Origin of the sequence: Xylanibacter ruminicola 23 (assembly GCF_000025925.1) — a bacterium.
Taxonomy (GTDB): domain Bacteria; phylum Bacteroidota; class Bacteroidia; order Bacteroidales; family Bacteroidaceae; genus Prevotella; species Prevotella ruminicola.
Window position 1 is genome coordinate 530,819 of sequence record NC_014033.1, and the last position, 19,510, is coordinate 550,328.

General features: G+C 38.2%; 19 protein-coding genes. 17 read left to right on the forward strand and 2 right to left on the reverse strand.

All coding sequences use genetic code 11. The annotated features are described in order from the left end of the window. Position 1: 1 nt before the first annotated feature. The 16 genes from PRU_RS02210 to PRU_RS02295 all read left to right on the forward strand — a co-directional run bounded on the left by PRU_RS02210 (position 2) and on the right by PRU_RS02295 (position 16,636). A complete protein-coding gene (locus PRU_RS02210) occupies positions 2-970 on the forward strand; it encodes a PRP40 family protein (protein ID WP_013065418.1) in 969 nt (322 codons plus the stop codon). 4 nt (positions 971-974) lie between these two features. Continuing rightward, entirely contained in the window at positions 975-2,498 is a 1,524-nt protein-coding gene (locus tag PRU_RS02215) for an oligosaccharide flippase family protein (protein WP_013063975.1), read from the forward strand. Next, positions 2,499-3,638 carry a glycosyltransferase family 4 protein gene (locus PRU_RS02220; protein WP_013064337.1) on the forward strand — a complete coding sequence of 380 codons (1,140 nt, stop codon included), beginning with the start codon at positions 2,499-2,501 and terminating at the stop codon, positions 3,636-3,638. It begins immediately after the preceding gene. A gap of 24 nt (positions 3,639-3,662) precedes the next feature. Then, entirely contained in the window at positions 3,663-4,808 is a 1,146-nt protein-coding gene (locus PRU_RS02225) for a hypothetical protein (RefSeq protein ID WP_013064801.1), read from the forward strand. Continuing rightward, positions 4,805-5,584, forward strand: a complete 780-nt coding sequence (locus tag PRU_RS02230; RefSeq protein WP_013065088.1) for a glycosyltransferase family 2 protein — start codon at positions 4,805-4,807, stop codon at positions 5,582-5,584. Before PRU_RS02225 ends, PRU_RS02230 begins: the two co-directional genes overlap by 4 nt. Next, the gene (locus PRU_RS02235) at positions 5,559-6,221 is read left to right on the forward strand and encodes a haloacid dehalogenase-like hydrolase (RefSeq protein WP_013063606.1); all 663 of its coding nucleotides are present in this window, start codon (positions 5,559-5,561) and stop codon (positions 6,219-6,221) included. Before PRU_RS02230 ends, PRU_RS02235 begins: the two co-directional genes overlap by 26 nt. A gap of 828 nt (positions 6,222-7,049) precedes the next feature. Beyond that, positions 7,050-7,805: a 3-deoxy-8-phosphooctulonate synthase gene (kdsA, locus tag PRU_RS02245; protein WP_013064935.1), complete on the forward strand. Its 756-nt coding sequence runs from the start codon at positions 7,050-7,052 to the stop codon at positions 7,803-7,805. Positions 7,806-7,812: 7 nt separating this feature from the next. Further along, positions 7,813-8,760 (forward strand): KpsF/GutQ family sugar-phosphate isomerase, encoded by a 948-nt coding sequence (locus PRU_RS02250; protein WP_013064732.1) that lies wholly within the window; start codon positions 7,813-7,815, stop codon positions 8,758-8,760. Positions 8,761-8,774: 14 nt separating this feature from the next. Beyond that, on the forward strand, positions 8,775-9,425 hold the full coding sequence (locus PRU_RS02255; RefSeq protein ID WP_041386544.1) for an acylneuraminate cytidylyltransferase family protein: 651 nt from the start codon (positions 8,775-8,777) through the stop codon (positions 9,423-9,425). Next, on the forward strand, positions 9,425-10,429 hold the full coding sequence (locus tag PRU_RS02260) for a polysialyltransferase family glycosyltransferase (protein WP_013064250.1): 1,005 nt from the start codon (positions 9,425-9,427) through the stop codon (positions 10,427-10,429). The genes PRU_RS02255 and PRU_RS02260 overlap by 1 nt, the downstream gene beginning before the upstream one ends. A 55-nt stretch (positions 10,430-10,484) precedes the next feature. Further along, positions 10,485-11,660, forward strand: coding sequence for a hypothetical protein (locus tag PRU_RS02265; protein WP_143040153.1), 1,176 nt, complete (start codon positions 10,485-10,487; stop codon positions 11,658-11,660). Positions 11,661-11,704: 44 nt separating this feature from the next. Continuing rightward, on the forward strand, positions 11,705-12,634 hold the full coding sequence (locus PRU_RS02270; protein WP_013063943.1) for an NAD-dependent epimerase/dehydratase family protein: 930 nt from the start codon (positions 11,705-11,707) through the stop codon (positions 12,632-12,634). Further along, a complete protein-coding gene (locus tag PRU_RS02275; protein WP_013064620.1) occupies positions 12,631-13,755 on the forward strand; it encodes a glycosyltransferase in 1,125 nt (374 codons plus the stop codon). Before PRU_RS02270 ends, PRU_RS02275 begins: the two co-directional genes overlap by 4 nt. 4 nt (positions 13,756-13,759) lie before the next feature. Next, a complete protein-coding gene (locus tag PRU_RS02280; protein WP_013063455.1) occupies positions 13,760-14,773 on the forward strand; it encodes an NAD-dependent epimerase/dehydratase family protein in 1,014 nt (337 codons plus the stop codon). A gap of 469 nt (positions 14,774-15,242) precedes the next feature. Further along, positions 15,243-15,767, forward strand: a complete 525-nt coding sequence (locus PRU_RS02290) for a hypothetical protein (RefSeq protein ID WP_013065370.1) — start codon at positions 15,243-15,245, stop codon at positions 15,765-15,767. Between the two features lie 92 nt (positions 15,768-15,859). Continuing rightward, positions 15,860-16,636 (forward strand): transposase, encoded by a 777-nt coding sequence (locus PRU_RS02295; protein WP_013063263.1) that lies wholly within the window; start codon positions 15,860-15,862, stop codon positions 16,634-16,636. 47 nt (positions 16,637-16,683) lie between these two features. On the opposite strand, the gene hisB is transcribed toward PRU_RS02295, so the two are convergent. Both hisB and PRU_RS02305 read right to left on the reverse strand, forming a co-directional pair. Beyond that, on the reverse strand, positions 16,684-17,754 hold the full coding sequence (hisB, locus tag PRU_RS02300; protein ID WP_013064462.1) for a bifunctional histidinol-phosphatase/imidazoleglycerol-phosphate dehydratase HisB: 1,071 nt from the start codon (positions 17,752-17,754) through the stop codon (positions 16,684-16,686). Beyond that, complete coding sequence (locus PRU_RS02305) at positions 17,751-18,365, reverse strand: hypothetical protein (protein ID WP_041385557.1); 615 nt, start codon at positions 18,363-18,365, stop codon at positions 17,751-17,753. The genes hisB and PRU_RS02305 overlap by 4 nt, the downstream gene beginning before the upstream one ends. 141 nt (positions 18,366-18,506) lie before the next feature. Here PRU_RS02305 and PRU_RS02310 point away from each other — a divergent pair, with 141 nt between their 5' ends. After that, positions 18,507-19,499, forward strand: coding sequence for a Gfo/Idh/MocA family protein (locus tag PRU_RS02310; protein ID WP_013064251.1), 993 nt, complete (start codon positions 18,507-18,509; stop codon positions 19,497-19,499). Positions 19,500-19,510 lie beyond the last annotated feature (11 nt).

A 19,510-nucleotide genomic window follows, 5' to 3' on the forward strand; every position in this document is an offset into this window, starting at 1 on the left:
TATGGTTAAACATCCAGTTTTATTCGAAACGTTCGCTCGTCCAGAATATGCCCGGCCAGTTTTTGAATCTATTAAACGTGCAAAACCACGAAAATTGTATTTTTATTCAAACAAAGCACGTTCAGATAGAGAAGATGAACTTAAAAAGAATGAGGAAATTAGATCATGGGTTTATGAGATAGATTGGGATTGTGAAGTACATACATGGTTTAGGGATGAGTATGTTGATGTTTATACTTCATTGATGGGATCTAAGAGATGGTTATTCTCTCATGAAGACACGATGATAACACTTGAAGAAGATTGTTTGCCATCTCAAGCTTTTTTTAAATATTGCGATTATTTTTTAGATTATTATAAAGACGAAAAGCGTATTGGCTTCATAACTGGCGACAATTACACAAAGGGATTTAATACCAAAGGGGTTGACCATTTTATAACTCGTTCGATACACCATTTTGGATGGGCAACGTGGAAAGATCGATGGGAATCTTATGATTTCGATTTGATCCCTGAAGACATAATATTCAATGAATATATAGAAAAATACTTTAGCAATGATCTAGTTTTAAGATTGTATTATAAGTATCTTTATATTGGTCTCATCCCTTTTATTAATAGGACAAAATGTTGGGATTACATGAAGGTTCTTAATCAATTTCGTGATGGTTCATTTGCAGTATCACCCATATATAATCTTGTTCAAAATGTAGGCTTAAACGGTATGCATACCCACAATGGTAAAGGACCTGAATTTGAATTTGGAAATAATGATGATAAAGGGAACTATCCATTTACATATAAGCCAATTCCTGTTTTGCCGAATGAAATGTATGATTATGCAGAATCGTTGTCAGAAGGTTTACGTAAAAAAGCACCTTTAGTAAAGAAAATCTTACGATTAGAAATAAAATATAGATATCCTATTATTTACAACCTACTGAAAAAGATACGAAACTTTTATAGATAATTTCATGGACTATTCTACCGGAAATAAAAAAATCGCTATAAATACGTTTGTCATATATGCGAGAATGATAATCGGCATCCTGATAGGATTACTGACCACTCGATATGTGCTTAAAGCCTTAGGCGTAAGTGATTATGGCTTATATAATGTCTTGGGAGGCATTGTGACTATGCTTAATATTGTTGGAATAGCAATGCATACTACAACGCGGCGTTATATAAACGTTGAAATGGGAAAACAAAAGGATGGTAATCTGAATAAAGTTTTTAATATTAGTATTGCAATTCATATATTACTTGCAGGTTTGTTGCTTCTTGTCGCTATGACAGTTGGCATTTGGTATATCTTTTCATATTTGCAAATAAATCCCAACAAACTATATGATGCGTTATTTGTTTTTATACTTTCTACCATTGTGGCAAGCATAAATCTAATTATGATTCCATTCCAGGGATTAATGACCGCATTAGAGAAATTTTTCCAAATGTCCATTTTCCAAATTGTTTCTGCACTACTTAAAATACCTTTAGTTGTGCTGTTATTAATGTATCAAGGTAATGTCCTTCGGTTCTACGCTATTGGGATGTGTGTCGTTACTACTATGTCTTTTCTTTTAATGGGTATATATTGTTTTGTTTATCATTATCCAATTGTTAGACCGCGAATATATAAAGATAAGATTTTGTTTAAAGAAATGCTTTCTTATAATAATTATACAACAATTGGTGCTGCGGCCTATCTTTCAAGAAGTCAAGGTAGTACGATTATTATAAATTATTTCTTTGGGACTATGGTTAATGGAGCTTTTGCTATTGCCAATCAAATAGAGAATTTTGTTATTCAATTTGTTAACAACCTTAATACTGCTGCAACACCTCAGATTACCCAATATTATTCTTCAAATGATAAAAATCGTGCTTTTGCCCTTGTTGAAAAAGTTTCAAAGTATAGCATTTATGTGATGTTACTTATTGTCTTTCCTGTCTGGATAGAATTGGAATTTTTATTAAAATTATGGTTGGGAACTATACCAGACCAAACACTTGTATTATGTCAGTGGACACTATTGAGTATATTTATAAGATCGATTGCAGCAGGTATAGATCCAATAATTCAAGCGACAGGTCAAATCAAGTGGTATCAATTATCTGCTAGCTCATTGTTACTGATAGGATTACCAATATCTTTCTGCCTCTTTGCAATAGGCTTCAGACCCTATGCTATAATTCTTGCATTTATTCTGACAGATGTTGTTTATAAAGCAGTTCAATTCTATTTCCTGGCTAAACTTACAACATATAGAATAAGTTCTTTTGTAAAAAATGTCTACAACCCATCACTAAGAATCGTTTTAGTTTTATCTCTTTATTGTTGTGTGTATAATATGTTGCTTACTAAAGCTGATTTCGTTATTCATGTCGTCGGGCTTATTTTGACAGTTCTGTTTACTATTGCTACTTTATATGTTTTGGGGTTGACGAGAAATGAGCAGTTTGCATTATGTTCGAGATTAAAAAAGAAATTTTAAATGAGAATTCTGTATGACCATCAGGCTTTCCAGTATCAGAAATATGGAGGTGTTTCAAATTGTTTTGTTAAGTTAATAGAAAACCTTCCACCAGATATAGATTACGAGATAGCAATTTGTGAGACTGATAATGAACATTTGAGAAATTCTAATTTAGTTGATGTACCAAAAGAGAGGCTTTCCTTTAGAAACTTTATCTCTCATAATAGCTTTAAGGGGAAGTCTCGTTTGTATAATACGATTACATCTATTCTCCCGTTTTTTACAACTTCAGGAAGAAATTTGAAGAAAAGCATTGAGTTGCTAAACAAACAGGATTTCGATGTATTTCATCCAACATATTTTGATGGGTATTTTTTACCTTACCTTAAGAATAAGCCGTTTGTTTTGACAGTACATGATATGATTCCTGAACTCATGTTCAAGAAAGTGGATTTACAAGCTAGAATGAAACCTATATTATGTGATAAAGCGGCTCATATTATTGCTGTTTCAGAGAAAACCAAGAAGGACCTAGTCGACATTCTAAATGTACCACAACAGAAGATTTCTGTTATATATCATGGCGCTCCTGATAAGGAAAACAGTCTTCTTTCCACGCCTATTATGGAAGGAAAATACATTTTATATGTAGGCATGAGGCATTTATATAAGAATTTTATTCCTATGGTAAAGTCTTTGGTTCCTATTTTACATCGCCGACCAGATATTAGTATAGTCTGTACAGGGCCAGATTTTACAGATGAGGAGAATAGATTATTTAAAACTCTTCGTGTTGAAAGAAATATGATACACATGAGAGCATCTGACGAAGAACTTGTCAATTTATATAGATTCGCCCTTTGTTTCATATATCCATCTGAGTATGAAGGATTTGGAATTCCAATATTAGAAGCATATAAGGCCAAATGTCCAGTATTGCTAAATCATGCAAGTTGTTTCCCTGAAATCGCTGGTGATGCTGCTGTTTATTTCCATTTGGATAATATACAATCTGACTTGAATCAGGTAATGGAACAATTTCTTAATTTTTCAGTAAGAGAACGGTTAGATTTACTGGCTAGGCAAAACGAAAGGTTAAAAAGGTATTCTTGGGAGAAATCAGCCAGGAAGTTGGCAGAGATATACCGTAATTTATAAAAATCACAAGCTTTTATTTACGCTATGAATATAGGTGTAGTTTTTATATATTTGGTTACCTTTTCACTAATGTTCTATTTTACGCCAGTTCTATATCACGTAAATGCCAGTGTGCTTAATGCTTTTATGGAATTGTCAACAATAGGATTATGCATCTTTAGGACAAAAGAAATATTTAATAATAAAATATTGCTACCTGTCTTTATTTATATGTTTGCATTGTTCTTAGGAGCTTTTGTCCTTTTCCCTAAAAGTGTAAGTTATTATTTCGGCTTTGCGTCCCCTATGCTGTTATGCCTTTCTATAAAAAATGAAGATTACCGGTATTTAAAACCATTGTTTGTACTAATTGTTGCTTTATTAATATCAAATGTATTAATTGCGTATTATGAAAGATTTTCAATGACTCATTTATTCGAGGTTAATGCCAAGGTAAATAAAATGGACCTTTTGTCTGAGATCTATGATGATGTGAATGATGAAAATCATTATAGGGCTATGGCTCTTTTTGGGCACCCTCTAACGAATTCTAATATTTTAATGTTCTTATCTTTTGCAGTTTACTTCTCTAAAATAATGCCATCAATCCTGAATAAAATTTTTCTATTTGTGTCTCTCTTGTCAATATTTTATGCTTTTCAATCAAGAGGTGCTGCAATTATATCTGTGTTATTATTAATTATAGTGTTTTGGCGGGACTTGATGAAACAGAATAATATACTGAAAGTTTTGGAATTGTTTATCATCGGTCTAATTATATTTTATATTTTTGAAAATATTGAAGAAATTGCTCCAAGATTTATTGCAAATGGTGCTGACGATGAGTCATCGATGTATCGAATATGGACGTTAAATTTCTACCTATCTTTGCCGTTTACAGATAAACTATTGGGAGGGGTAGAGAATCCTTTCGGTGAGAATGGCATAATAATGATACTTGGTGAGTATGGAATGATTGTTGGTGGCATATTTGTTCTGTCTGCACTAATTATCTGGTGGAAAGTTCTTAAGGGACTTCCAGTAATAGAAAAATTAGTTTTATATGTTGGTTTTGTCTTACTCGCAAGTATGAACAATAATTTGTATTATATGATGGTTCCTGCTATGTATATGATAACAGTTTTGTTTATTAGTAGAGCCAGCCTGTATAGAAACTTAAGTAAAAAATGAATAAAACAATTTCAATTATTACGGTTGTCTTTAATGATAAAGATGGTTTAGAAAGAACCATTAATTCTGTTCTTACTCAATCTTATTCTTCATTAGAATATATCATTATTGATGGGGGAAGTACGGATGGTACATTAAATGTCATAAAAGAAAAACAAGATAAAATCAGTAAGTGGATTAGCGAACCTGATAAAGGTATTTATGATGCTATGAATAAAGGAATAAAGATGGCATCAAGTGAGTGGCTTTGTTTTATGAATGCAGGTGATATATTCACTAATGAATGTGTAATAGAAAAAGTTTTTAGTGGAGACATCCCCAAAAGCATAGATTTCCTGTATTCAGATATATATGTCCTTAACAAGAAAAAGGAAAGGATTGTTAGAAAAATGGACTTCCATACAGGAAGCCTCATTCATCAATGTATTATCTATAAAAGGAAGCTTCATGATGTACATGGATTATATGTTGTGACTCCAAAGATTATCATTTCTGATTTTATTTTCTTTGCTCAGATCCCGGAAGAAAGTGTTATGAAAATCACTCCAATTATTGCAGTTTTTGAAGGCGGTGGAATTTCTCAACAAGGTAACTGGGCCCAGCAGCAAGCATATTGTTTGGATGTCGTTTTCAGAAGGAGGACTTTCTGGGGTATGGTTACTGCTTACACATGGAAACGACTAAAGGCCTTAATGCCGAGCGAAAAAAAAGATTTTATAAAGAGACATCTGGGTTTGGATTATAAAGGAAATGACATCAACAGTTCTAATCATTGACATCTGTGGTACATTGTATCAATCTAATACGACGTTCGACTTTATTAAATATCACTTTGGTACAAAACGTCGATATAAGATTATTGGTTTGCTTAGAAAAAATCGCGTTATATGCAAACTTAATCATATTTTCTTTAAGCTGACTGGCTGTGATATAATGCGCATGGAGCTGATACAACTTCTATGTGGATATTCCAAGAATGAATTATCAAAGAAGGTATCCGAGTTTTATGAGAAATTTTTATTGCCAAGAAAAAACTTGGATTGCTTTGGGGTTATTGATCGTTATCGTAATAAAGGTGCACAATTGATATTAGTTTCGGCAACATTAGACATTATTGCTGAGGAAGTGTCGAGAATGGAGAATGTCCCGATTTGGGCTGCATCTGAACTTCTTTTTAAAGAAGGATGTTGTAGCGGAAAATTAGGCTGTGACTTATTAAAGGGGAAATTAGAAAAAACGTTAGAGCTAACAGGCGGAATTTCATTTGATGTTATTACAGATAATTATGGTGATGCTGACATTATTAGAGCTTCGAAACATGCCTATTTGGTACAATACGACAATAAACGAGACAAATGGGCTCGATATTTAAATCAAAACACATTAATGAAATGCGAATATATCCGTATCTGACATTCTTTATTCCTGGTTACTATACTTTAAGGACACGACATTCTTCGACAAAAGGTGTCGTTAGGTTTATATTGACTTATTTCTTGCCCATATTCCTATTCTTAGTATGGAGAGAATACTCAATAGTAAATTTGTTGTTAGGTTTTCTGTTGGTTTATGTTTTATATGAGGTTGGATATATTGAGAACGATTGCGAGACGATAAAGAAGGAATCGAATCCTACGCTCCGTTTAAAATCCACAGAATATCAATTATATGAGAAGCATCGTATCAGTATTTATACAGGAAAGATTGTCGCTGCAGTATTAATTGCAGCCCTTTTGTATGTGCGTAGAGTGAATTTGCTGATATGTTTATTTTCATTCATATTAATTCCTTCTTATCTCGTTTACAACAGAATTAGATGCAAATGGAATTTAGTACTCCATGCCTGGTTGATGTTTGTAAGGTATTATGCACCAATTCTGATCTCGTTGGGTGTTTTTTTTAGCAAGGATGCCATTGCTATTCTATTCGTATATCCAGTCAGAGTTATGATAGAGTTAAGTGTAAAGGGTAAGTTTGGGGGATATGAAAATATAATCGTTAAGCGTTTCCTACTTCACGAATACTCGAATTTTCAGCAATACAGATTCAGATATTATAGCTTTACAACACTTTTTATGCTATTGTTGTTATGGATGAAAATAATTGATATGCCAATATTCTTTATATACTTTTATTATCTTATGTTTACCATCTTTTCAATGAGACTCCCGAATTGAGATGACGCAACATAGAGGAAATAGTCCCTTATACAACAAATATTAATTTAGATAGTTACGCATAATGGAACCAATTATTATTGCAGGACCTTGTGTTATAGAATCCAGTGATTGTCTTGACGAGGTCGCAAAGGAAATAGTCCGTATCAACAGAAAGTACGGTATAAACATAATTTTCAAGTCTTCTTTTGATAAGGCAAATAGAACTAGTATTAGTTCTTATCGTGGGCCTGGTATGGAAAAAGGTCTTATTATGTTGAATGATATTCGCGAGAAGTATGGCCTGAAGCTCCTCACAGATATTCATGAGTCATATCAAGCTGCTCCAGCTGGAGAAGTTGTAGATGTGTTGCAGATACCAGCCTTCTTATGTCGACAAACAGATTTGCTAGTTGCTGCAGCCAACACAGGAAAAGTGGTAAATATTAAGAAAGCCCAGTTCTTGAGTGGTATGGATATGGAATATCCCGTACAGAAAGTACGCGAGAGTGGTAACGATAGAGTTTGGCTCACTGAGCGTGGTAATATGTATGGATACAATAACCTCGCGGTGGATTTCCGTAATATTGCCGATATGAAGAAGTTTACTGATACTGTTATCATGGATTGCACTCACTCTGTGCAACGACCAGGTGCTGCTGGCGGAAAAACTGGAGGCAATAGAGAGTTTGTGCCAGCTATGGCTCTGGCAGCAAAAGCTTTTGGTGCTACAGGTTTCTTTTTCGAAATTCATCCTGACCCAGATAACGCATTGAGCGATGGTCCCAACATGGTGGCATTAAAGGATTTTGAATCTATTGTAAAATCGTTGATAGATTAAATATTTTATGATTGACGCAAATAAATATGCCATCAAGTGTTTTCAGGATGAGGCACAGGCGATATTAGATTTAATACCGCTCTTGACGGATGATTTCTCCAAAGCGGTTAACCTTATATATAATTGTAAAGGACGCTTTGTTATTACGGGAGTTGGAAAGTCTGGCCATATCGGCGCCAAAATCGCCGCTACGTTGGCAAGTACAGGTACACCTTCGTTTTTCGTAAATCCATTGGACGCATTCCACGGTGATTTGGGTATGTTTACGTCCGATGATGTAGTATTGGCAATCAGTAATTCTGGCAACACAGATGAACTACTAAGATTCATTCCGCTACTGTTAGAAAGAAACATTCCAATTATCGGAATGTCTGGAAATCCGGAATCATTGTTAGCACAATACTCAACTTGTCATTTGAATATTAAAGTAAAACGTGAAGCAGATCCATTGAACCTCGCTCCGACTTCTTCAACAACAGCTACGTTGGCAATGGGCGATGCTTTGGCATGTGCATTGATTGAAATACGTCATTTTCGCCCTGAGGATTTTGCACAGTTTCATCCTGGTGGAAGTCTCGGCAAACGGTTGTTGACAAAAGTGAAGAATGCTATGGTTTCAACAAATCTGCCTATAGTAACTCTTGATCAGAAGATTTCGGAGACCATTATTGAAATCAGTAAGACCAAACAAGGAATTGCTGTTGCCGTTGACAATGGTAAGATCGCCGGTGTTGTGACTGATGGTGATGTTCGTCGTGCTATGCAGAGCAAACAGGATATATTTTTTGAGCTGACTGTTAAAGAAGTTATGTCATGTAATCCCAAGGTGGTCAGTGAGAATGCGAAATTATCTGATGCAGAGAAGATGATGCGTCAGTATAATATTCATTCATTAGTGGTTGTCAATGATACCCAAGAATTTGTTGGCATTATCGACGCATTTAGTTGTATGTAAAAGTCAATACAAATATGAAAACTGTAGCATTTGTTCCCATTCGTTTGAATAGTAAACGTGTGGTAGGTAAGAATTTGAAAATGTTGGGTGATAAACCCTTGATGTGTTATGTACTTGAAACTCTTGCAAAGGCAAAAGGAGTAGATGAAGTATACTGCTATTGCAGTAATGAGGATGTTATCAAATACCTCCCTGAAGGTGTTAAATTCTTAAAACGCCCAGAGTTCTTAGATAGGGATGAAACTTTGGGCAAGGAAATATACGAGGAGTTTACTAAGACTGTGGATGCTGATGTCTATATCCTTGCCCATACCACGTCTCCCTTCATGAAGGTTGAAACCTTTGAGAATGCCCTCGACAAAATAGAAAAAGATGATTATGATTCAGCCTTTTCTGCAGAGAAGATTCAAACTTTTGCTTGGTACAAGGGTAAAACATTGAACTATGATTTGAAGGAAATCCCACGTACCCAGACCATAGAACCTGTATATGTTGAGACTAGCGCGTTCTTTATGTTCAAACGTGATGTATGGAAAGTACACAAGCAACGCATAGGTTTTAAGCCATATATGGCCCTTGTTGATAAGATTGAAGGAGTTGATATAGACTGGCCTGAGGATTTTGAATTCGCTGAAAAGATTCTGGAAACATATAAGGCAAAGTGATGAAACATCTCTTTTTCATACATTCTCATACGCTTTTCCTTACATCTATTGGTGTAGTTGATTATTTAAATCTTCCTCATAAAGATGTTTTGTTTGTATATTCACGAAATTACAAGACCACTATCCCGACAGATATTGAAAGTGTTGACATTAGCAACCAAATGGAAGATACTTTTTACATAATGCTTAGCTGGTCGAGACGTAATTTTTTTTACAACAAAAAAATAAGAGATGATTTAGTTTCTTTTTTTGATGATTTTGTACAAGAACACACTTCTGGCAGAGCATATAGGCTTTATATTCCACATTTGCAGCACCATGCTTTCCAAATAATGGCGACTAATCCGCGTTGTGATGAGATTTTTTTTATACAAGAGGGAGGGAGGGCTATGATACCTTTACAAACGGGCAAGATATCCTTCCTGAATGCAGTGTATAACAAATTGATACTGCATAATGACTCGAGGGTATGGAAGTGTTCTAATTGGTTTCCTAACGAGCACACCCCCTATTCACGACCGGTAAAGGCTTTTGCCTTTGATAAAGACTACTTCTGCGATGCGCCAGAGCAGACAATCTTGGTAAAATGGCCTCATATTCCTATCAGTGTTAGCATAGACGAACAGCGTCCGTTTTTTCTTCTTGAAGGCGCTGTTGAATTGGGACAAGTTGAGGGAAATCTATACAATAATGCCGTAAAGGTCTTAATAAATGAATTTGCAGAATCAAAAAATTATATAAAATTTCATCCTGCTCAAAAGGCCGAAGCGAGACATTTGATTCTTAATATGTTTAAAGAAAAAAAATGTGAGGTAGAAGAACTTCCTATGGATATTCCTTTCGAATTGATTGTTGTCAACTTTCACAACCTTAAACTATATGGATTTGGTACGTCTTTGTTATTTTATGGAAAGTCTTTTGGGCATCATGTTGTGTCTCGCGAAAACTTATTAATGAAATCTAAAAGATACAGGATATATAGTAAAGGATTGGCAAAATTATAAGGATATGAAAAGAATCGTGTTGATATGTTGTGTTTGGGGGTTCCTAAATTCGTGTATGGCAAAGAAAGAAAAAACACAAACTTTATTTGATAGTATCGAAAAACTATCCAATTCTTACGGCATATGTAGTCATATAACTAGAGATGGCGTGTTATTTGACTTTGACACGAGAAACAATGAAAAGAAATTGATGGTTGACCTTGGCATAGATTATGTTCGTACGGATCTTGATTGGTATGTATGTCAACCTAAAGAAAATGATGCTTTTAACTATACACAGCATAAAGAGGCTTTGGATGTCATAGGAGATGATTTGAAAATATTGGGAATTTTAACACCATTTACTCCTCGACGCACTTTAAATCAATGGGAGATATACGTAAAAGCAACTACTCGTAAGTTTAAAGATAGGGTTAATTGTTGGGAAATTGTAAATGAAGCAGATTTGGTTAAATATAGAATAAAAGATTTTACTCCAGAGGAATATGTAAAAATGCTGAAAAGTGCCTATTCTATTGTTAAGAACAATTATCCCCAAAAAGATGTTGTATACAGTGGGCTTTGTGATGTAAATTGCGGATTCTTTGAACGGACTATAGAATTAGGGGCTTCTCGTTATTTTGACATAATGAATATTCATAATTACGCTAATAAAGACAGAGAGCCAGAAAGGTTGATTCCCTATTTTAAGAAATTAAATGATTATTTTATAAGGTATAAGATAAATAAAAAGGTTTGGCTAACAGAAACTGGCTGTACAACAATGAAAGGTTGGGCATCCGAGATGACTCAAAGTATTAGATTACCTCGTATATTTATTATCTCTTTTGCATGTGGAATTGAAAAAGTATTTTGGTATAAAACACGTTCAAATGAAATTAACAAAAATGATAAGGAATGTTTTTTTGGTTTAGTGCATAAAGATTATACTCCCAAACCTGCGTATTATTCATACAAAACACTTATTAAAATATGCCCAAACAGATCTACAAGGCCGAAGTTGGAAAAAAATGGGAATGTTTATTCTGCAACATGGAAAAGGCCTGATGGAAAAAATGTGTGGGCTTTGTGGACTTCGAAATCGGAGGAGGTAGTAAAACTTAATATAAAAGGTAAGTACAAAATATATAACTTAAATGGGGATGAGCAATCTTATAACAGCTGTGATTATACGATTACTCCATCCATAATATATATTGTCGGTGCCAAGAATGTTGACATCGTGAACTAATCGTGATTATTTATGAAAATTTTACAAATAGCAAAGAGTTTAAAATGAAGAAAATACTCTTTATTGGTGGTGCCGGTTTTATTGGCTCGAACCTGATTAAAGGTTTGCCGAATGACAAATATGAAATTCATGTCTGTGAGCCAGCGGTTGAATATACAAAGCGGCTTAACGGTCTGCCTGTGAGATTACATATTACTTCAATAAACGACATTAAAGATTTGGCTAGGATCATTGAGGAATATGAGATTGACGTCGTGGTTCATTTGGTATCAACCTTAATTCCTGGCAGTACATACGAGAGTTATAAGGAAGAGTATAAGAACATGATTTTTCCTTCGATTGAATTGATGGAGATTTGTGCCGAAAGAGAGGTTAAATTTGTATATTTTTCGTCTGGTGGAACAATATATGGCAATCGTAACGATGTACTTCCCTTTGTAGAGCAGGATCCAATGGCTCCAATTTCATATTATGGATGGTCGAAACAGATGATGGAGAACAGCATTCTCTTTATGCATCGTACAAAGGGTTTAGATTATTTGATAGTTAGACCGTCAAATCCATACGGCCATGGTCAAAACTTATTTGGGAAGCAAGGATTGGTGGCTGTGGCAATAGGAAAAATCCTAAAAGGTGAGCCTGTTGAGGTTTGGGGAGATGGTTCTGCTGTAAGAGACTATATATATATAGATGACCTTGCCAAAGTGTTTTTACAGTTAATTGAGAAGGATGTAAAGAATACCACTTTAAATATTGGGGCTGGTCGCGGCTATTCGGTCAACGATGTCTTGGCTTTCCTAAAAATAGTGTCAGGAAAGGACTTTAAAATTGAATACAAAAACCCACGTCCAGTTGATGTCTCTAATATGGTACTTGATATAACAAATTTAAGAAAATATGTAGACATATCTTATACGCCTTTTATGGAAGGAATAAAGGTGTTTTACAACGAATCAAAAGACAAAACGATATGAAACCAATAAAAATAGCGATTAGTGTAAATAAATGTGATTCTGGCGGTCAAAAGAGTCTAGTTATGGCTTATTTGAGGAACTTTGACCCCGAAAGGATAAAGTTTGATCTTATTGTAGATGCAGACTCTAACAGTATTCCTTACAAGGAGGTGGAAGAGCTGGGTGGTGGATTGTATGTGATACCACCTTATCAGAAGATATTAGCCCACATGAAAGTACTCAGAAAGTTGTTTAAAGAGAACAAATATGACGTGCTTTATGCTGCAAATAATACGATGAATTTATTTCCATTAGCAGTAGCATATTATAGTGGTATAAAGGTAAGAGTGAGTGAGAGTTTGACAATGGCTTCACCATTGGAAAAGAAGAAAACTGCCATGAAAACTGTTTTGAAGAAGTTCTCTCATCTTTTCTGTAACTACTTTATGGCAAATGGTAAGGATTGTGGAATATATCAATTTGGAAAGAAAGCCTATGATGAAGGAAAAATATCTATCTTCTTAACCCCTGTGGATGCAACAGCCAACACTTTTGATGCGGAGTTGAGAAATGTGACTCGTATGAAGTTCGGATGGGAAGATAAAGTAGTATTTGGCTTTATAGGTAGGTTCGCAGCACAGAAGAATCCATTGTTCTTAATTGAAATATTTCGTGAGATTTGTGAACTTCAGGAGAATTCTCATTTTGTCATTATTGGAGCTGGGGCTTTAGAGCAAAGAATGCTCGAAAAGATTGAAAAATACGGTTTCAAAGAAAAAGTTAGCTGGTTAGGAAGACGTGAAGACATCAAACAGTTCTATAATGCGTTTGATGCATTCTTGCTTCCTAGTATATACGAAGGCCTGCCTGTAGTTGGTATAGAATCACAAGCATCTGGCTTACCTGTTTTTTTCTCGGATGCAGTTACTCGTGAAGCATGTGTTGCAGAATTAGGCCATTTTATTAGCCTTAAGAAGACTGCAAGAGAATGGGCAGAGATTGTCGTTGGAGAGACAAAAAAGGCAATGTCAATACGTCATGGACGTGAGCAAGATTTGAAAGATGCGGGTTTTGATGCCGTATCTGAAACCGCGCGACTTACTGAATATTTTGAAAATGCTGTAGAAGAACAAAAAAGATAACGATATGAATTACATTATAACTGGTGGTACCGGATTTATCGGTACCCATCTAACTAATCTTTTAAACGAAGTACATCCTGAGGCAAAAGTGTGGAATCTGGATATAGTAAAACCGGGAACTCCAAACCCTGTGGTGAAAAATTATAAGCCTGCGGTTAGGGATGGCGAGCAGCTGGGATCAACTTATATAGAGTGTGATATCAGAAAACCAATAGGCGAACTGCCTTTTACACCGACTGCAGAGGATGTGATATTTAACTTTGCAGCTGTGCATCGTACACCTGGGCACGAGGATATTGAGTATTTTGAAACTAATATCCGTGGAGCAGAGAACATGTGTGCTTTTGCAGAGAAGTATGGTATTAAGAATATGGTGTTTACATCGAGCATTGCACCCTATGGCGCCTCGGAACAGCTGAAGACAGAGAATACACTGCCTACACCTAATACACCTTATGGTATATCGAAACTGGTAGCAGAGAAGATTCACATGGCATGGCAGAAAGGTGGTGAAGGTAGAAAACTAACCATCGTTCGTCCTGGTGTAGTATTCGGTCGTGGTGAAAACGGAAACTTCTCTCGACTGTATTGGGGCATCCGTAAGCATACATTTGCTTATCCTGGTCGTAAGGATACCATCAAGGCTTGTGTATATGTAAAAGAGTTGGTGCGTTTTATTCTATGGAATGTAGAGGAGCGTAAGACTGCGTTTGACATCTATAACTGCACCTTTGAGCCTGCATATACCATCGAGCAGATAGTAAAGGCGATGAAGAAGGTGACAGGCCTGTCGCAATCAGTGCCATATATTCCCAATAGTATCATCATGCCGATGGCGGCATGTGCAAAGATGGTAGGTAGCCCGATGGGCATCTGCCCCGCAAGAGTAAAGAAACTGCAGATATCAACCAACATCTGTGGCAAGAAGATGGTATCATCCGGCTACAAATTCAAATGGACTTTTGAAGAGGCGTTAGCTGATTGGTATGCAGATAACATGCAGCGGTGTCTAGAATAAGTGGCATTTGGAATGGTTAGAGTGTAACGAGTGTAGTGAGTTTTTGCAACTTTCTCTATATAAATATATTCACCTCGAACCAAATGTATTTCCTTAGTGAAAGTTTCATTTTCTCATTACACTCGTTACACTAATGGGAGGGCGAAGATGGCTCAAATCAATTAATTAATTGAAATTAAAGCAATTTTTGATAATAAAACTACTTTCGTATCAGAAAAATGATTATCTTTGCGGCGGAATCTTGAAATGAAGTTTTGTAATGGGTAATAACAAGAATACAAAAGAGACGTTGATAACTACGAACGAGGGTATTAGACTTGTTCGTAGAGAGCGTGTTGTGAGGATGCCTAATGGCAAACTTCGCCATCCTGTGGATTACTATGATGCAACTCCAGGTGCGGTGGAGGTTACCCCAGAAGAGCGCGAGCGAATTAGGATTCCAGTCTATCAGATCTTGATATAGTAGGCTATGGCAATGACTGATGGATATCCGTTTATCTTCCAGATGAACGATAAAACTGAGCATGATGATTTATTGGAATATACGCTTCAGTATAGATTTAAATCTACAAGGTCAAATCATACATATATAGTTCGCGTTGAGCGATACAGAGATCATTCTTATTGCCTAAAGTTCTTTGATAAGGCTAATATGCTGAGCGAGAATAAATTCAGCTTGCGAACAGGTACATTTGAACCTCGAACCATTTTCTATACGTTGTTTAACATCATGTTAGATGTGTTGAAAAAGGATCCTAATGCTTCGTTCTTTTTCATAGGAGCAGAAGATGAGAAAGATGAACCAGGGGTTGCGACGAGGCGTTTTAAGGTATATGTGAAGTTTGTTCTGTCGACAATTGGTGATAATGTATTTAAGCATTATCGTGTGAATGATCTTTCGCTTTATATATTGGCAAATAAGGCATATGTAAAAAATATGGAGGCTTATGTTAACATGGTTATTGAGAATGTTGCAGAAGCCATGAGACATTAGTAATGAGAAACTAAACCCGGATTGGGGCGTAAAAATTGTGGAGTGCGAGGCTTTGGGGCTTGGCACTCCTAATAGTTTTTGAGGATTTTTTTATGGCTAGGAAACCGAGAGTGAGGGCACGTTCGGGGGTGTATCATGTGCTGATGCAGGGTGTTAGGCACCGTGACATCTACATAGATGATGAGGACTACCGGACGTTTGTGGAGATACTGGAGAGGTTGCAAACGGCAAAGGATGGCGAGGAACGGTACTTTACGGTGTATGCGTACTGCCTGCTACCTGACCACTTTCACCTGATGCTGAAAGAGGAGACCGACACGGTGAGTGTGACGATGGGACGCATAGCGGCGGCCTATGCACACTACTTTAATGATAAATACGACCGCGACGGTGCCATATACAGGGCCAGGTTTGCAAGCGAACCTGTGGAGAACGAGGAGCGATGGAACACGGTGCTGAGACATATCAGTCAGGCACCAGAACGTATGAAGGTGTGGGATGCCGAACACTATCCGTATAGCAGTTGGCATGAGTATGCCGGGGAGGAGAGTGAACTGCCGCGCATTTGCGAGATTCCTGCCAACTATCAGCAAATGAGCCGAGAGGATATGGTGCGGATGCTATCGACGCCAGTACCCAGACAAGCGGCATGTATAGGTCCGCTGACAGATGAGATGCGACGACCTAAGGACGACCAGGTGTTGGCGATACTCTACGACATGACTAAAACCACCAGTATGATAGAGTTTTTAGGGCTTACAAGGGCGGAACAACTGAAGACATTAGCGGATTTAAGAAAGAAAGGGGCATCGATACGACAACTTGAGAAACTAACGGGTATAGGTAGGGGAGTGATACAGAATCTATAAAAGGAAAATCCCAGTCCAGAAAATTTGGACTGGGATTTTTTTTGTTTCTACAACATTCCCTTCGTTGAAGGGAGTTCGTAGTGATAAATGTCGCGGCGTATAGCCATTTTCAGAGCTCTTGCCAATGCTTTAAAGATACCTTCAATCTTGTGGTGCTCGTTCTGGCCTTCGGCCTTGATGTTCAGATTCATCTTCGATGCGTCGCTCAGACTCTTGAAGAAGTGCAGGAACATCTCGGTAGGCATCTCGCCAATCTTTTCACGATGGAATTCGGCATCCCAAACCAGCCAGGGGCGACCGCCGAAATCCAGACAGGCTGAGCACAGGCAGTCGTCCATCGGCAAGCAGTAACCATAGCGCTCAATACCACGCTTATCGCCCAGAGCCTGCAGGATACATTCGCCTAAGGCGATGGCAGTATCCTCGATGGTGTGGTGCTCGTCAACCTCCAAGTCACCCTTGGTGTGGATGGTCAGGTCTATCATGCCATGCTTGCCAATCTGCTCCAGCATGTGGTCGAAGAATCCCAGACCAGTGCTGATGTCGCACTTACCCGATCCGTCGAGGTTCACTTTCACCCAGATATCGGTTTCTTTGGTAGTGCGTTTCACCTCGGCTATGCGTTCGCCGGCAAACAGTAGTTCAGCTATCTTGTTCCATGTGATACCCTCGTCGCTCAGAATCAGCGATTTGCAGCCGATGTTCTGGGCAAATTGTCGGTCGGTTTCGCGATCGCCAATCACGTACGAGTTGGAGATGTCGTAGTCTGGATTGTTAATATATTTTTCTACCAATCCGATATTGGGCTTGCGGGTTGGTGCGTTGTCTTCAGGGAAGTGAGGGTCAATCAGAATCTCGTCGAAGGTAATGCCTTCGCCCTCGAGTGTTTGCAGAATAAAGTTGTGTACGGGCCAGAATGTGTCTTCGGGGAAACTCTCTGTTCCTAAGCCATCCTGGTTACTAACCATTACAAACTCAAAGTCCAGTTTCTCGCGGATAAAGGCCAGGTTGCGTATCATTCCTTTTACAAATTTCAGCTTTTCAAAGCTGTCGATCTGCTCATCGGCAGGCTCCTCAATCAGCGTTCCGTCGCGGTCGATAAATAAAATCTTTTTCATATTGTTTTTTTGTTGAATTCTTCTTTCTCTTTGTCCTGCATGTACATCGAAATCTTAACCAGATACATGGGCAGCACCATCGTCAGCCATACGTAAGCTTGGATAAAGCCTGCTATGGCGAATACCGCGATGCTCAGCCATTTCACGTTCTCGGGCATACCCGATGGGTCGCCGTAAAGCATGCCTACCTGCGACTGCCAGTTGGCAGTAATCAGTATCACCGTAGGCAGGGTGGTTAATAGTGCCAGAGCGGCTACGATAACCAGACATACTATGCTTACTAACAGCAGCTTGCCTACGTGTGCCAGCCACGAGCCGTAGCGCAGGGTTACCGGGGGTAGCATCTGCAACTTCTTCAGGCGCCATTTGGCTGCAGCCAGCCAGAGGCCTACGGCTACTATAGCCAGTATCGAGGCGGGTAAGAGTAGGGTAGGTGAAATCAGTACAGGCAAAGCCTGAGCCACAGCCGCCAGGAGTGCAAAGCCGATGGCCAGCCACCAGGTGGCACGGAATATCTTTCTAAAGTTAGCACTGTACAACTGGTAGCCGTCGCGAATGCAAGCCTGACTGCTACGCACCTTCATTTCTATCTCTTTTTTCTCTGTATCCATTGCAAATATCATTTTTTCGCGTGCAAAGATAACGTTTTTTGGCACGAATTACACGAATTAACACGAAAAAATAAATAAATTCGCGAAAATTCGTGTAATTCGTGCCTATTTTTTAGTATCTTTGCAGCAAATTTTTTAATAATGAAGTTATTAAGATGGGGTTTTATAGGCTGTGGCGAAGTGACCGAGAAGAAGAGCGGTCCCGCTTTCAGCGAGGTTGAAGGCTCGAGCGTGGTAGCTGTGATGAGTCGCACCGAGAAGCATGCTCGTACTTATGCTGTTCAGCATGGTATTGCCAAATGGTATACCGATGCGCAGGAGATGATTGATGATCCTGATGTGAATGCCATTTATGTGGCCACACCGCCCTCCAGTCATGCCACTTATGCCATTATGGCCATGAAGGCCGGCAAGCCTGTTTATGTTGAGAAACCGCTGGCTGCCAGTTATGAGGATTGTGCCCGTATCAACCGCATCAGCGAGCAGACCGGCGTGCCCTGTTTTGTAGCTTACTACCGCAGATATCTGCCTTATTTCCAGAAGGTAAAAGAGATTGTCGAAGGTGGAAGAATTGGTAAGATACTGAATGTGCAGATACGCTATACAGAACCCCCACGTCAGGCCGATTTGGAGGCGATTGCCAATCACGAGCCGTTGCCTTGGCGCTTGCAACCGGATATTGCAGGTGGTGGCTATTTTTACGATATGGCGCCCCATCAGCTTGATATCCTGCAGGATTTGTTTGGCGTGATTCTCGAAGCGCGAGGCATCTGCAGTAATCGTGGCGGACTGTACAAGGCCGAGGATTCGGTGAGTGCTTGTTTCCAGTTCGAGAATGGTTTGCCGGGTAGCGGTTCGTGGTGTTATGTGGCCCACGAGTCGGCTCGCGAGGATTGTATCGAGATTATCGGAACCGAGGGTCAGGTAAGCTTCTCGGTATTCGATTATACCCCCATCCGTTTGCAAACCAATCAGGGCGAAGAGCGCATCACGGTGCCCAATCCGCCTTACGTGCAATATCCGCTTATTAAGAATATGATTGAGCATTTGCAAGGGCTTGGCGTTTGCGAGTGTACCAGCGTGTCGGCCACGCCTGTTAACTGGGTGATGGACCGTATTCTGGGCAAATTCTGATTGTTTTTTTG